At 73.2% G+C, this 13,870-nt stretch carries 15 protein-coding genes; 7 read left to right on the forward strand and 8 right to left on the reverse strand.

Annotated features, from left to right (window positions below; all coding sequences use genetic code 11):
* Positions 1-59: 59 nt before the first annotated feature.
* The 3 genes from ACSBPG_RS00105 to tsaE are packed head-to-tail and all read right to left on the reverse strand — an operon-like array spanning position 60 to position 2,298.
* Positions 60-803, reverse strand: a complete 744-nt coding sequence (locus ACSBPG_RS00105) for a nucleotidyltransferase family protein (protein WP_435535046.1) — start codon at positions 801-803, stop codon at positions 60-62.
* Positions 800-1,819, reverse strand: a complete 1,020-nt coding sequence (locus ACSBPG_RS00110; protein ID WP_435535047.1) for an aminoglycoside phosphotransferase family protein — start codon at positions 1,817-1,819, stop codon at positions 800-802. Before ACSBPG_RS00110 ends, ACSBPG_RS00105 begins: the two co-directional genes overlap by 4 nt.
* On the reverse strand, positions 1,816-2,298 hold the full coding sequence (tsaE, locus tag ACSBPG_RS00115) for a tRNA (adenosine(37)-N6)-threonylcarbamoyltransferase complex ATPase subunit type 1 TsaE (protein ID WP_435535048.1): 483 nt from the start codon (positions 2,296-2,298) through the stop codon (positions 1,816-1,818). The genes ACSBPG_RS00110 and tsaE overlap by 4 nt, the downstream gene beginning before the upstream one ends.
* A 153-nt stretch (positions 2,299-2,451) precedes the next feature.
* On the opposite strand from tsaE, the gene ACSBPG_RS00120 reads away from it, so the two are divergent.
* Positions 2,452-3,471 carry an NAD(P)/FAD-dependent oxidoreductase gene (locus tag ACSBPG_RS00120; protein ID WP_435535049.1) on the forward strand — a complete coding sequence of 340 codons (1,020 nt, stop codon included), beginning with the start codon at positions 2,452-2,454 and terminating at the stop codon, positions 3,469-3,471.
* A 99-nt stretch (positions 3,472-3,570) separates the two neighbouring features.
* On the opposite strand, the gene ACSBPG_RS00125 is transcribed toward ACSBPG_RS00120, so the two are convergent.
* On the reverse strand, positions 3,571-4,137 hold the full coding sequence (locus tag ACSBPG_RS00125) for a Spy/CpxP family protein refolding chaperone (protein WP_435535050.1): 567 nt from the start codon (positions 4,135-4,137) through the stop codon (positions 3,571-3,573).
* Between the two features lie 218 nt (positions 4,138-4,355).
* On the opposite strand from ACSBPG_RS00125, the gene ACSBPG_RS00130 reads away from it, so the two are divergent.
* Positions 4,356-5,099, forward strand: a complete 744-nt coding sequence (locus tag ACSBPG_RS00130) for a response regulator (RefSeq protein WP_435535051.1) — start codon at positions 4,356-4,358, stop codon at positions 5,097-5,099.
* Positions 5,096-6,469 carry an ATP-binding protein gene (locus tag ACSBPG_RS00135; protein WP_435535052.1) on the forward strand — a complete coding sequence of 458 codons (1,374 nt, stop codon included), beginning with the start codon at positions 5,096-5,098 and terminating at the stop codon, positions 6,467-6,469. The genes ACSBPG_RS00130 and ACSBPG_RS00135 overlap by 4 nt, the downstream gene beginning before the upstream one ends.
* A 7-nt stretch (positions 6,470-6,476) precedes the next feature.
* On the opposite strand, the gene ACSBPG_RS00140 is transcribed toward ACSBPG_RS00135, so the two are convergent.
* The 3 genes from ACSBPG_RS00140 to ACSBPG_RS00150 all read right to left on the reverse strand — a co-directional run bounded on the left by ACSBPG_RS00140 (position 6,477) and on the right by ACSBPG_RS00150 (position 9,275).
* Positions 6,477-7,655, reverse strand: coding sequence for a sensor histidine kinase (locus tag ACSBPG_RS00140; protein WP_435535497.1), 1,179 nt, complete (start codon positions 7,653-7,655; stop codon positions 6,477-6,479).
* 138 nt (positions 7,656-7,793) lie between these two features.
* Complete coding sequence (locus ACSBPG_RS00145; RefSeq protein ID WP_435535053.1) at positions 7,794-8,651, reverse strand: fructosamine kinase family protein; 858 nt, start codon at positions 8,649-8,651, stop codon at positions 7,794-7,796.
* A gap of 150 nt (positions 8,652-8,801) precedes the next feature.
* Positions 8,802-9,275, reverse strand: a complete 474-nt coding sequence (locus tag ACSBPG_RS00150) for a low molecular weight protein-tyrosine-phosphatase (RefSeq protein ID WP_435535054.1) — start codon at positions 9,273-9,275, stop codon at positions 8,802-8,804.
* Between the two features lie 90 nt (positions 9,276-9,365).
* Here ACSBPG_RS00150 and cobB point away from each other — a divergent pair, with 90 nt between their 5' ends.
* From cobB to ACSBPG_RS00165, 3 genes are all read left to right on the forward strand, one after another.
* Entirely contained in the window at positions 9,366-10,079 is a 714-nt protein-coding gene (gene cobB, locus ACSBPG_RS00155) for a Sir2 family NAD+-dependent deacetylase (protein WP_435535055.1), read from the forward strand.
* Between the two features lie 220 nt (positions 10,080-10,299).
* The gene (locus ACSBPG_RS00160; protein ID WP_435535056.1) at positions 10,300-10,629 is read left to right on the forward strand and encodes a hypothetical protein; all 330 of its coding nucleotides are present in this window, start codon (positions 10,300-10,302) and stop codon (positions 10,627-10,629) included.
* Positions 10,630-10,780: 151 nt separating this feature from the next.
* Positions 10,781-11,197 (forward strand): hypothetical protein, encoded by a 417-nt coding sequence (locus ACSBPG_RS00165; RefSeq protein ID WP_435535057.1) that lies wholly within the window; start codon positions 10,781-10,783, stop codon positions 11,195-11,197.
* An 85-nt stretch (positions 11,198-11,282) separates the two neighbouring features.
* On the opposite strand, the gene acs is transcribed toward ACSBPG_RS00165, so the two are convergent.
* Positions 11,283-13,226: an acetate--CoA ligase gene (acs, locus tag ACSBPG_RS00170; RefSeq protein WP_435535058.1), complete on the reverse strand. Its 1,944-nt coding sequence runs from the start codon at positions 13,224-13,226 to the stop codon at positions 11,283-11,285.
* Positions 13,227-13,562: 336 nt separating this feature from the next.
* Between acs and ACSBPG_RS00175 the strand changes: the two genes are divergently transcribed.
* Entirely contained in the window at positions 13,563-13,829 is a 267-nt protein-coding gene (locus ACSBPG_RS00175) for a methyl-accepting chemotaxis protein (RefSeq protein ID WP_435535059.1), read from the forward strand.
* Positions 13,830-13,870: the final 41 nt, after the last annotated feature.

A 13,870-nucleotide genomic window follows, 5' to 3' on the forward strand; every position in this document is an offset into this window, starting at 1 on the left:
GCTTTTCCAGCCAGGCATCCGGAGTGCATTCGCCGGTTCGCCGCACCTCCATCGACCCCTTACGGCCAGAGCCAGCGGACGCCGGCGGTGTCGAGCAGCGCCTCGGCCTCGTGCAGGCCGTCGGGCGTGCCGATGTGGAACCAGGCGCCGTCGTGGGCGAGGCCCCACAGCCGGCCGGCGTCGCGCGCGCGGTCCCACACCAGGTTGGTGGAGAAGGGCCCGTCGGGGCCGTCGCGGAACAGCTCGGGCTTGACGATCTGCACGCCGGCGAAGACGAAGGGGGCGATCTCGGACTCGCCGCGCCGCTCCAGGCGGCCCAGCGGGTCCATCTGGAAGTCGCCGCGCCCCTCGTAGCCGACCGCCCTGGTGGTCGCCATCAGCAGGAGCAGGGCGTCCATGCGCTCGGGGTCCCACTGGGCGGCGAGGCGCCCCAGCGCCGGCGTCGGCCCGTCCAGCCACAGGATGTCGGCGTTGACGGCGACGATCGGCTCCGTGCCGAGGTGCGGCAGCGCCTGGCGGATGCCGCCGCCGGTCTCCAGCGGCGTCTCCTCCATCGACAGGACGATGCGCGGCGCGGTGCGGCCCTTCAGGTGCTCCGCAATCATTTCGCCCTTGTAATGGGCGTTGACGACGGCGGTCCCGATGCCGGCCGCCTCGAGCCGGTCGAGGGCGTGGTCGATGAGCGCCCGGCCGCCGACCGGGATCAGCGGCTTCGGCCGGTGCAGGGTGAGCGGTCGCATGCGCAGGCCCAGGCCCGCGGCCAGCACCATCGCCGTCTTCGGCCTGTACGGTGCGTCGGTCATCGTTTCGACTCCGGAACTACGAACTCCGCGCGCGAGGGCGGCGGCAGGTGGCGGTCGAACCAGTCGGCCACCGGGGCAAGGACGGGGTCGCGCAGCCGGCGCTCCAGGAGGCGCCAGACCCGCGGCAGGTGGGCAAGGTAGGCGGGTTTGCCGGCGCGGGCCAGCCGCACGAAGATGGCGGCCACCCGGGCGTGCCGCACCGCCGCCAGCACCGCGTAGGAGCGGCGGAAGGCGGCCGGATCGGCCGGCGGGTGGGCGGCGAGGTAGCGGGCGATCATGCGCTCCGCCCGGTCGTCCGGGACGTCGCGCCGGGCGTCCTCGAGCAGCGACATCAGGTCGTAGGCGACCGGGCCGAAGCCGGCGCCCTGGAAGTCCAGCAGGCCGGCGGCGCGCAGGCCCGGCCGGTCGAGCCGCATCAGGTTGTCGACGTGGTAGTCGCGCAGCAGGATCGAGGACGGCCCGGCGCAGGCCGCCGGCAGCACCGCCCGCCACGCCGCCGCCAGGGCGTCGCGCTCGCCGCCGGCGAGCGGCCGGCCCGTCGCGGCGGCGGGACAGACGTCGGCGAACAGCATCACCTGGTCGAGGAACCGGCCGGCATCGTAGACCGGCAGGTCGAGGCGCACCGCCTCGGCCGGCGGGAAGCGGCGGTGCAGCTCCGCCAGCACGTCGGTGGCGAGCGCGTAGAGCGCCTCGGCGTCCTCGCCGGCGTCGAGCAGGCGCGTGAAGGTGGCGTCGCCGAAATCCTCCAGCAGCGCCAGCCCGGCCGCCTCGTCGGCGGCGAAAACCCGCGGGACGGAGAAGCCCAGGCGGGCGAGGACGGCGCCGATGGCGATGAAGGGGGCCAGGTCCTCGGCCGGGTGGGGCGTCTCGACGAGCAGGCGCGGCACGCCGTCGGCCCCCGCCAGCCGCGCGTAGCGGCGCGCCGAGGCGTCGCCGGCGAGCGGCCGCAACGCAGCGCCTCCCAGGCCGTTACGCTCCAGGAACAAATCGCGGGCCGCCGGGGCGTGGGCGCTCACGGCGCCGCTCCGAACGCGGCCAGCCGCGCCGCGGCCGCGCCGAAGCCGGCCAGCTCGGCGCGCCGGCTCCCCGCCGTCGGGCCGGCGGCCAAGGTCAGCTCGAAACGGTTGCGCGGCAGCAACGGTCCGAGACGGTCGGGCCACTCGACCAGCGCGACGCCGTCGGCGGCCTCGTCCCAGCCCAGCTCCTCGACCTCCTCCGGCCCCGACAGGCGGTAGAGGTCGAAGTGCCACACCGGGCCGGCCGGGGTGTCGTAGGTCTGCACCAGGGTGAAGGTGGGCGACGGCACCTCGGCCTCGCCGTCGCCGGCCAGGGCGCGGATCAGGGCGCGCGCGAAGGCGGTCTTTCCGGCCCCGAGATCGCCCTTCAGCAGCAGCACGTCGCCGCGCCCGAGATGGGGCGCGAGGCGGCGGGCGAGCGCCTCGGTGGCGGACTCGTCGGGCAGGTCGAAGGTGCGGTGGTCGGGCGGGTTCGGCATGGTCGCCGATTGTGGGCGAACCGGCCCCGGCCCCGCAAGGCCGCGTTGCGGCATCGCCCGCCGGGAGCGGTCCGTGCGGGCTTGATCGGGGACGCGAAACCGGACATGAAAGGCGCGTCCGGATTTTTCTTCTTGCGCCAGAACGGAGTCCCCATGTCGGCCATCACCCACCGCACCGATGTCGCCATCGTCGGCGCCGGCCCGACCGGCCTGTTCGCCGTCTTCGAATGCGGCATGCTGAAGATGAGCTGCCACGTCGTCGACGCGCTCGACATGGTGGGAGGCCAGTGCGCGGCGCTCTATCCGGAGAAGCCGATCTACGACATCCCCGGCCACCCCGCCATCGACGCCGCCGACCTCATCGACAACCTCGCCAAGCAGGCCGCGCCCTTCGCGCCGACCTACCATCTCGGGCAGCAGGTGCAGCGCCTCGCCCGCACCGAGGAGGGGCGCTGGCTCCTGGAGACCAGCATCGGCACCCGCATCGACGCCCGGGCGGTGATCATCGCCGCCGGCGCCGGCGCCTTCGGGCCCAACCGGCCGCCGCTCGACGGGCTGGAGGCCTTCGAGGGCACCTCCGTCTTCTACATGGTGCGCCGCCGCCAGGACTTCGCCGGCAAGCGGGTGGTGATCGCCGGCGGCGGCGATTCCGCGGTCGACTGGACCCTGTCGCTGGCCGACGTGGCGGAGAAGGTCTACGTCGTGCACCGGCGCCCCAAGTTCCGCGCCGCGCCCGAGAGCGTGGCGCGCATGGAGGCGCTGGCCCGCGAGGGCAAGGTGGAGATGGTGGTGCCCTACCAGCTCGCCGGCCTCGACGGAGCCGACGGCCGGCTCGCCGCCGTGCGCGTCGCCACCCTGGACGGCGAGGAGAAGGCGCTGCCGGCCGACGCCATGCTGGCCTTCTTCGGCCTGTCGATGAATCTCGGGCCGATCGCCGAATGGGGGCTGGGTCTGGAGCGCAGCCACATCGTCGTCGATCCCGCCACCAGCGCCACCGACACGCCGGGCATCTTCGCCGTCGGCGACATCGCCACCTACCCCGGCAAGCTGAAGCTGATCCTCTGCGGCTTCGCCGAGGCGGCCCAGGCGGCGCACGCCATCCACCCGCTGGTCCACCCGGGCGAGGCGCTGCACTTCGAGTACTCCACCAGCAAGGGCGTGCCGGGGGCGTGACGCCGGGCCGGCGGCGGCGGCACCGGCGCCGCCTCACGAAAAAGGGCCGCCCCGAAGGGCGGCCCAGTGTCGCGGGGCAGACGGGCGCGGCGGCGCGGCTCAGTCGGCCGGACGGCCGGGGCCGCCCGGGCCGCCGGGACCACCCTGCGGGCCGGGGCCGCCGGGACCGCCGGGACCGCCCGGACCGCGGCGGTCGCCCATGGGACCGTGGCGCATCATCTGGTCGACGGTCTTCTGCTGGTCGGGCGTCAGCTGCCCGTACATCTCCTTGACCGCCGGCACCACCGCCTCCATCTGGGCGGCGCGGGCCGACATCATGGTCTGCATGCGCTCCAGGCGCTCCGGCAGGGTGGCCGGCCGCTCCTTGCCCTTGAACTGGTCGCAGGCCTGGGCGACCGGCTGCTGGCTGGAGCGCACCGTGTCGGCGAACTTGGTCCAGGCGGCCTCCTGCTGCTGGGTGATGTCCAGCTTCTCCTTGGCGAAGGCCAGCATGCCGGCGACGCGCGCCTCCTGGTCGTCGCACATCCGCATGAAGCCGCCGGGACCGCCGTGGCCGAACCCGAAGCCGCCGTGGTGCATGCCGCCGGAGCGGGCGCTGGCGGCCATCGGCAGGGCGACGGCGAGGCCGAGGCCGAGGGCGGCGGCGGTGAGGGCGAAGCGTTTCATCCTGAGGATCTCCCTGGTGACTGGGGGGGTGCCGGGCGACCGGCGTTCCCGATGACGCCGATCCTGGGCGCCGAACTTTGCCGCTTGATGTCCGCCGCCGGGGCGTTTGGTAACACTGTGTAACGGCCGGGCCGGCGGTAACGTCGCGTAACAATTTTCCCCTTAACCCGCGGCACCGGCCGGCCGATGATCGAAGCGCCGACCGCCTGGGGACATCGATGGACCGCACGCCGCACCTGCTCGTCGTCGACGACGACCGCGACATCCGCACGCTGACCGCGCAGTTCCTGACCAAGCACGGCTACCGCGTCACCGCCGTGCGCGACGGAACGGAGATGATGAGGACGCTGGAGACGGCGCGCATCGACCTGATCGTGCTCGACCTCATGCTGCCGGGCGAGGACGGGCTCAGCCTGTGCCGCCGGCTGCGCGCCACCTCCGCCATCCCCATCGTCATGCTGACCGCCATGGGGGAGGAGACCGACCGCATCGTCGGGCTGGAGATGGGGGCCGACGACTATCTCGCCAAACCCTTCAGCCCGCGCGAGCTGCTGGCCCGCGTCAAGGCGGTGCTGCGCCGGGTCAACGCGCCGCAGACGGTGGGCGACGGCGAGGGGGCGAAGGTGCTGCGCTTCGAGGGCTGGTCGCTCGATCTGACGCGGCGCGAGCTGCGCTCCCCCGACGGCGTGCTGGTCCAGCTCTCGGCCGGCGAGTACGACCTGCTCGTCGCCTTCGCCGAGCACCCGCAGCGGGTGCTGAACCGCGACCAGCTCCTCGACCTGGCGCGCGGCCGTGCCGCCGTGCCCTTCGACCGCTCGGTCGACGTGCAGGTCAGCCGGCTGCGCCGCAAGATCGAGCCCGACCCCGCCGAACCGGCCCTGATCAAGACGGTGCGCGGCGGCGGCTACATGTTCACGCCGACGGTGACGGCGGGCACCGCGCCGCTGGGAGAGAGCCCGTGACCGCCGCCGTGCGCCGCATCCTGCCCGACAGCATCGCCGCGCGCACCGCGCTGACCGTGGTGCTGGCGCTGCTGCTGACGCAGGTCATCAGCGCGCTGGTCTACCTCGCCGACCGCCGCGACGGGCCGCAGGCCCACAGCCCGCGGGTCCTGGTGCAGCGGGTCGCCACCATCGTCCAGCTCGTCGAGGCGACGCCGCCGCAGGAGCGGCCGCGCCTGGTGCGCGCGCTCGACGACCCCATCCTCGGCGTCGAGTGGGGCCGCGACGGCCCGAGGGTGCGGGACTCCCGGCACGGCTTCCCCTACGAGGTGCTGCGCCGGCGCATCCGCCAGGCGCTGGACGATCCCGACCGCGAGGTGGTGGTGAAGCTGCAGCACCATTCCGCCGGCCTGATGGGCGGGCCGCCGCTGCCGCCGCCGCGCGACGAGCCCCACTGGACCGGCAACGCCCGCCTGTCGGTGCAGCTCAAGGACGGCTCCTGGCTCACCTTCGTCTCGGGCGACCCGTCGGAGGCGACCTTCCGGGTGATCCGCTTCGGGTTGTGGATGGCCGGGATCGTCGCCATGATCGTCGTGCTGTCGCTGCTGGCGGCGCGCCGGCTGACCGCGCCGCTGGCCCGCTTCGCCGCCGCCGCCGAGCGCCTGGGCGTCGACGCCGAGGCGCCGCCCCTGGAGGAATCCGGCCCGCAGGAGCTGCGCGCCGCCACCCGGGCCTTCAACCGCATGCAGGAGCGGCTGCGCCGCTTCGTCGACGACCGCACGCAGATGCTGGCCGCCATCAGCCACGACCTGCGCACGCCGCTCACCCGCCTGCGCCTGCGCGCCGAGCTGGTCGAGGACCCGGAGATGCAGCGGCGCATGCTGTCCGACCTCGACGAGATGCAGGCGATGATCGCCGCCACCCTGGCCTTCGCCCGCGAGGACGCCAAGCGCGAGCCGCGCGGGCCGCTCGACCTCGCCGACCTGCTGCAGAGCCTGGTGGAGGACCGCGGCGACGCCGGCCACGCCGCGACCTACGAAGGGCCGGCGCACGCCACCGCCGAGGGGCGGCCGGTGGCGCTGCGCCGGGCCTTCGCCAACCTGTTGGACAACGCCATCGCCTACGGCGGCGGCGTGCGGGTGCGGCTGGAGCGCGCCGACGGCCACGCCCGCGTCCTCGTCGACGACGACGGGCCCGGCATTCCCGAGGAGGAGTTCGAGAAGGTCTTCGCCCCGTTCTACCGCCTGGAGCGCTCGCGCTCCCGCGACACCGGCGGCGTCGGCCTCGGCCTGTCGACGGCGCGCACCATCGTGCGCGGGCACGGCGGCGACGTCACGCTCGCCAACCGTCCGGAGGGGGGGCTGCGGGTCACCGTCGTGCTGCCGCTGTGAACCGGACTCACGCGGCCCGCGGCAGGACCAGCGTCACCGTGGTGCCGCAGCCGGCGGCGCTGTCGAGGAGGACGCGGCCGCCGAGCGGCCCGGTCACCGTGTTGTAGACGATGGTCAGGCCCAACCCCTTGTGGCCGCGGCCGCGGGCGGTGGTGAAGAAGGCGTCGAACAGCCGCGCCCGCGCCTCCTCGGGGATGCCGACCCCGTCGTCGCGCACGCTGAGCGCCCAGCCCGGCCGGCCGTCGTGCAGCGCCGGCGCCAGCGCGACCGCCACCGTGCCGGCGACGCCCGGCGGGTAGGCGTGGGCGGCGGCGTTGGCGAACAGTTCGAACAGCGCCCGCTCGAGATGGACGCGGGGCCCGCGCCAGCGGCAGGGGACCGGCCCGCTCACCGCGACGGCCAGGCGGGCGTCGGCGTGGTCCATGGCGAACAGGGCGGCGGCGTGCTCCACCGCCTCGACCAGGTCGAGGGTTTCCGGCGGTTCGGCCTGGGGGCCGGCGGCGATGGCGGTGAAGGCCTCCACCAGCGACACCGCCCGGCCGAGGTTGGCGCGCAGCAGGCGCGCCGGCTCGACCAGGTCCGCCGCGCCGGCCGTCCCGCCCCGCGCCTCGACCAGCGCGTCGATGTGGCTGGCGGTGGTGACGCAGATGCCCAGCGGCGTGTTCAGCTCGTGCGCCAGGCCGGTCACCGCCTGGACGATGCCGCGGTGGCGGGCGAGCTCGGCTTCCGCCGCCCGCATCCGGCCCTCCAGATCCTCCTGGGCCAGCCGTTCCGAGGCGTCGCGGACCTTGCGGCTGAGCTCGCGCAACAGCTTGGCGAGCAGGACCGGCGACGGCGCCACCAGCTCCAGGAACGCGGCGCGGTCCAGCACGAAGGTGCGCAGCCGGGTCACCGCCGCCACGGTGGCCGACCGCGGCGCCCCGTCGACCAGCGCCATCTCGCCGAAGCAGTCGCCGGCGCGGCGGCGCGCCACCTCCACCGGATTGCCGGCGGGGTCGCGGCGCAGCACCCGCACGACGCCGTCGAGCAGGACGTAGAGCGCGTCGCCCTCCTCGCCCTCGCGCACCAGCACCGTGCCGGGCTCGACCGCGACGACGCGGCCGCGCGCCGCCAGCGCGGTCCGCTCGTCCGGGGTGAAGCTGTCGAACAGCGCGATTCCGTCGAGGACGCCCTGCGGGGCGGGCATGGTCAAGACGACCTCCGGTTCGGGAAGACGCCCAGCATACCCCATCCACGCGCAGCCTGTCGCCGTCCCCGGCGCGCGGGCGCCGGCGGCCGGTCCGCGATGCCGCGCCGGTGTCCGAGCACACCCCTTTGCAGCGGATCACCGGCCGCCGGCGAAGCGCTGCACGGTCCGTCGCACCGAGCCGACGTAGGAGCCGCCGAACAGGCGCACGTGGACGAGCAGCGGATAGAGGTTGTAGAGGTCGCGCCGCACCTCGAAGAAGCCCGGGCGCAGCGGCCGGATCTCGCCGTAGCGGCGGAAGAACGGCGCGCCGAAGGTGCCGAACAGGGTGGCGAAGGCCAGCTCGATCTCGGGATCGGCGTGGTAGAGGGCGGGGTCGATGAAGGCGGCGATGCGGCCGCCCCGCGCCAGCACGTTGCCGCCCCAGAGGTCGCCGTGGATCAGCGCCGGCGGGGCCGGCGTGCCGATCAGCTCGGGCAGCCGCGCCGCGACGCGCTCCAGCCCGGCCATCAGCGCGCCGTCGATCCGCCCGTCGGCGAGCGCCGCCCGCCCCATGGCGAGCAGCCGGCGGTCGCGCAGGAAGGCGATCCAGTCGCCGTCCTCGCCGTTGGGCTGGGGCAGCGGCCCGATCGCCGTGTCGCGGGGAAAGCCGTAGCGCAGCGCCGCGATCGCGTGCAGGTCGGCGACCAGCTCCGCCGCGTGCTCCTGCGCCGCCGCCGAGAGGGCGTCGCCGCCCTCCACGAAGTCCATCAGCAGCAGCCGGTCGTCGCCGTGGTGCAGCGCCGGCACCGGCAGCCGGCTGCGCGCCGCCAGATGGCGCAGCATGAACGCTTCCGGCTCCAGCCCCCGCCCCACCTTGGCGACCAGCCGCCGCCCGTCGGCCAGCTCGAGCCGGAGGAGGGTGGCGTTGTGGCCGCCCGACAGCGGCCGGACCGCGGCCACGGCGCTGCCGGCGGCCCCCTCGACGAGGGCGCGCTGCTCGGCCGTCAGGGCCATGGACGGGCTCCGCGGATCACGGCCACGATGCGCGCTGCCGGGTCCCCATTCCCCGGGACGGGACGGCGGCGACGGATGCGCATGCGATCGCCTCGGGACCTCGGCGACGGTGGGTCATGGACACCATATCGGGGCCGCCGCCGCGCCCGTCTACATCCGTTCGCGACGGATGTGCTCCAGCAGGCCGCGCGCCCCCTCCTCGACGAGGTCGAGCACTTCGGTGAAATGGCTGCCCTGGCCGTAATAGGGATCGGGCACCTCGCGCCGCGCCGCCCCGGGCGCGTAGTCGAGGTACAGGCGCACCGTGGCGGTCGCGTCGGCCGGGGCGAGACGCCGGAGCTGGGCGAGATGGCCGCGGTCCATGGCCAGCACGTAGTCGAAGGCGCGGAAGTCCTCCGGCGTCACCCGCCGCGCCCGCAGGTCGGAGAGGTCGACGCCGCGGGCGCGGGCGGCCTCCTGGCTGCGCGGATCCGGGGCCTCGCCCGTGTGGTAGTCGGTGGTGCCGGCGGAATCCGTGGCGATGCGGTCGTCCAGCCCGGCCGCGCGGACGAGGTGACGGAACACCCCCTCGGCGGTCGGCGAACGGCAGATGTTGCCGGTGCACACGAACAGGACCCTCACCATGCCGGTCTCCAAGGGGGGGCTTTCGGCGACGCCGGGTGCGTGCCATCTTCGCTCACGCCAAGCTCTACCACAGCGACCGCCGGGGTGCCCATGCCGCTTCACCGCAACGCCTCCATCGTCGTGCTGACCGGGGCCGGCATCTCGCGCGAATCCGGGCTGCACACCTTCCGCGACGCCGACGGCGTGTGGGCCCGGGTGCGGCTGGAGGACGTCGCCACGCCCGAGGCGTTCGTCCGCGACCCGCGCCGGGTGCACGACTTCTACAACGACCGCCGCCGCGGCCTCGCCGACCCGGCGGTGCAGCCCAACGCCGCCCACCACGCCCTGGCGGAGCTGGAGCGGGGCTGGCCGGGCACGGTGCTGCTGGTCACCCAGAACATCGACGACCTGCACGAGCGTGCCGGCAGCCGCAACCTCGTCCACATGCACGGCGAGCTGCTGAAGATGGTCTGCGCCCACTGCCGCACGGTGGAGGCCTGCCGCGGCGACCTCGCGGTCGAGGACGTCTGCCCGCGCTGCGGCCGCAAGGGCGGCCTGCGCCCCGACGTCGTCTGGTTCGGCGAGATCCCCTACCACATGGAGCGCATCGAGGCGGCGTTGGCCGACTGCGACCTGTTCGTGTCCATCGGCACCTCGGGCAACGTCTATCCCGCCGCCGGCTTCGTCGCCGAGGCGCGCCGCCACGGCGCCCACACGGTCGAGCTGAACCTGGAGCCGTCGGCCGGCGCCAGCCGCTTCGCCGAGAGCGTCCACGGACCGGCGACCGAGGTCGTCCCCGCCTTCGTGCGCGCTCTTCTGGACTAAGCAGGCTTGCCCAGGCCGGGCCGCAGACGGCCCGGCCTGGGCAAGCCTGCGGACTCTCTGGTCTTGCAGGTTTTCCGAGCCCGCCCAAATGTGGGCGGGCTCGGAAAACCTGCTTAGGCCTGAAGGGCGCGTTCCGCCCCGCGGCGGAAAGTCCGGAACCCCTCGGTGGCCGTCCTGTTGCTGGGCAACGACGACGGAGCAATCCGAAGGAGGTTTTCCGATGCTGAAGCAGACCATGACCGCCACCGCCGCCCTGATGCTGGCCCTCGGCCTGGGCACCGCCCCGGCCATGGCCGCCGACGACGGCGTCCACGACAACGACGCCGGCATGGCGGCGGAACGCGGCCTGACCGACGATCCGGCCCTGGGCAGCGACGACGGCATCCTCGACACCGATGAGGGCTTCGCCGACGACGAGGGCATGCTCGAGAACGACGAGGGCTACGCCGAAGGCGAGGGGCTGACCGACGACGGGGCCGTCGGGGACGATGGCTACGCCGAAGGCGAGGAGTCCGGCATCCTCGATGACGAAAGCGAGATCGAGGAATAGGCCGGATTTGATCCGCATTCCTCAAGACGAAGGCCGGGGGTTCCATCCCCCGGCCTTCGTGCGTTGTGGAGCAGTCATGGAACAGAGGGGCACCGGTCGGCGTTTGTTGGAGCAGATCCCTTGTGAATGCAGTCTTTGAAGGAGCCCTTCAATGCGAAAGGCTTTGCCCACCCTGTTCGCTTTTACCGCCTTGACGTTCGGGTCCTTGGCCGCTCCCGCGTTCGCCGCGGACGACGACGCCGCTGCGGCGACGCCGTCGGCGGCGGAAAATCCCGCACCGGTCCAGGAATCCTGGATGGCCGGCCCGCAGAAGGCCGAGCCCTCGACCGGGGAGGACCCGTCCAGCGCCGAGGCGGTCGACGAGTCCGACGTCGACGATTCCGCGACCGACGACCCGAAACTGATCGAGCCCGACAGCCTCGCGCGGGGCGGCGACGGCCGCTGGATCGATCCCGACGCCGACATCGCCACCGCCCCGCCGGAGGAGCTCGGCGTGAAGGAGCACAAGGTGGAGATCTACAAGCCGCTGGGCAACGCCCCGCCGGCGGCCCTGCTCGACGCAAAGTGAGCGGACGGCCGCCTCGGCCCGGCGGAAACGGAACCGGGGGCCCGTGCGGGGCCCCCGGACCGGTCTCGTCCGCCGGGCGCGCCGGTCAGCCGCGGTTCATGCGGTTCTCGACCAGCTCGCTGACGACGGTGGGGTCGGCCAGGGTCGAGGTGTCGCCGAGCGCGTCGTGCTCGTTCGCGGCGATCTTGCGCAGGATGCGGCGCATGATCTTGCCGGAGCGGGTCTTCGGCAGGCCGGGCGCCCACTGGATCAGGTCGGGCGAGGCGATCGGCCCGATCTCCTTGCGCACCCAGGCCACCAGCTCCTTGCGCAGCTCCTCCGACGGCGTCTCGCCGGCGTTGAGCGTCACGTAGGCGTAGATGCCCTGGCCCTTGAGGTCGTGCGGGTAGCCGACGACCGCGGCTTCCGCGACCTTGGGATGGGCGACCAGCGCGCTCTCCACCTCGGCGGTGCCCATGCGGTGGCCGGACACGTTGATGACGTCGTCGACGCGGCCGGTGATCCAGTAGTAGCCGTCGGCGTCGCGCCGGCAGCCGTCGCCGGTGAAGTACTTGCCGGGGAAGGTGGAGAAGTAGGTCTGCACGAAGCGCTCGTGGTCGCCGTACACGGTGCGCATCTGGCCGGGCCAGCTGTCGGCGATGCAGAGGTTGCCCTCGGTGGCACCCTCCAGCACGGCGCCCTCGTTGTCGACCACCACCGGCGCGACGCCGAAGAACGGCTTGGTGGCGGAGCCCGGCTTCTGGCCGATGGCGCCGATCAGCGGGGTGATGAGGATGCCGCCGGTCTCGGTCTGCCACCAGGTGTCGACGATCGGGCAGCGGCCGTCGCCGACCACGTTGTGGTACCACAGCCAGGCCTCGGGGTTGATGGGCTCGCCCACCGATCCGAGGACGCGCAGGCTGGCGCGCGACGTCGTCTTGACCGGGCCCTCGCCCTCGCGCATCAGCGAGCGGATGGCGGTCGGCGCGGTGTAGAAGATGTTGACCTTGTGCTTGTCGATGACCTGCCAGAAGCGCGACACGTCGGGATAGGTCGGCACGCCCTCGAACATCAGGGTGGTGGCGCCGTTGGCGAGCGGCCCGTAGACGATGTAGCTGTGGCCGGTGACCCAGCCCACGTCGGCGGTGCACCAGTAGATCTCGCCGTCCTTGTAGTCGAAGACGTACTGATGCGTCATCGAGGTGTAGACGAGGTAGCCGCCGGTGGTGTGCAGCACCCCCTTCGGCTTGCCGGTGGAACCGGAGGTGTAGAGGATGAAGAGCGGGTCCTCGGCGCTCATCTCCTCCGGCGGGCAGTCGGCGGTGACGGTCGCCGCCTCCTCGTGCAGCCACACGTCGCGGCCCGGGGTGAAGGCGACGTCGCCGCCGGTGTGCTTGACCACCAGCACCGTCTTGACGCCCGGAGCGGCCGCCACCGCCTTGTCGGCGTTGGCCTTCAGCGGCACCTTGCGGCCGCCGCGCAGGCCCTCGTCGGCGGTGACGACGAAGTGGCTGTCGCAGTCGACGATGCGGTCCTTCAGGCTGTCGGGCGAGAAGCCGCCGAACACCACGGAGTGGATGGCGCCGATGCGGGTGCACGCCAGCATGGCGTAGGCCGCCTCGGGGATCATCGGCAGATAGATGGTGACGCGGTCGCCCTTCTTGACGCCGTGCTTCTTCATCACGTTGGCGAAGCGGCAGACCTGCTCGTGCAGTTCCCTGTAGGTGATCGACCGGGAAACCGAAGGATCGTCGCCCTCGAAGATGATGGCGACCTGATCGCCGCGGGTCGCCAGATGGCGGTCGATGCAGTTGGCGGAAACGTTCAGCGTGCCGTCGTAGAACCAGCGGATGTGGACGTCGCCGTTGAAGTCAACGTCCTTGACCTTGGTGTACGGCTTGATCCAGTCGACCCGCTTGCCCTGTTCGCCCCAGAAAGCATCGGGGTCGGCGATCGACTGCTCGTACATACGCGCGTAAGCAGCCTCGTCCACCCAGGCGGCCTTGGCGACTTCGGGACGGACCGGAAAGAAAGTGTTGCTGTCGGTCATTGGTACGCGTATCCCCCGCTGACTTCTGGTTCGCCCCTTCGGGCATTCGGGATCAGCCAGTCGCCGTCCCCGTTTGGCCGGCATTATCCACACAAGGCCCAACCGCCACAAGGGAGACGGGAGCAGCGATGCGCCGCACGAGCGGTTGGCGCCACCGATTTTGCTGCGCCGCAATGTCGGCACGGCAGGCAAGTCGCCGTTGCAACGCACACGGGGATGCGACGCCATGCCGCACCCCGTCCGGCCTTGCCGCCGCCGCACGCCGCTTAACGTGCCCTTAACCGACCGGGCGTAGCGTGACGTCCGTTCGACGCCCCCAGCACCACGACACGATCCATGACCACCAGCACCACGGCGGACGGCAGCACGGGCGGCAGCGACCTGACCGGCCGGCTGACCCAGATGACCAACCGCACCAACCTGATGGTGATCGACGCGACGCTGAACGCCCTGCCGCCGGCCGCGCCCGGCGAGGACGGCCAGGGTTACGCCGTCGCCGCCGCCGAGGTGCGGGCGCTGGCGCGCCGGATGCTGCGGGCGGCCGGCGACTTCGCCGAGACCATCGGCACCGAGGCGGTGGGGGCCGGCCGGGAGCCGGTTTAGACCCGGCGACGCCGGCCGGAGACCGGCCGGCGCAGGGCGTT

Source organism: Azospirillum sp. ST 5-10 (assembly GCF_051225715.1).
Lineage (GTDB): Bacteria > Pseudomonadota > Alphaproteobacteria > Azospirillales > Azospirillaceae > Azospirillum.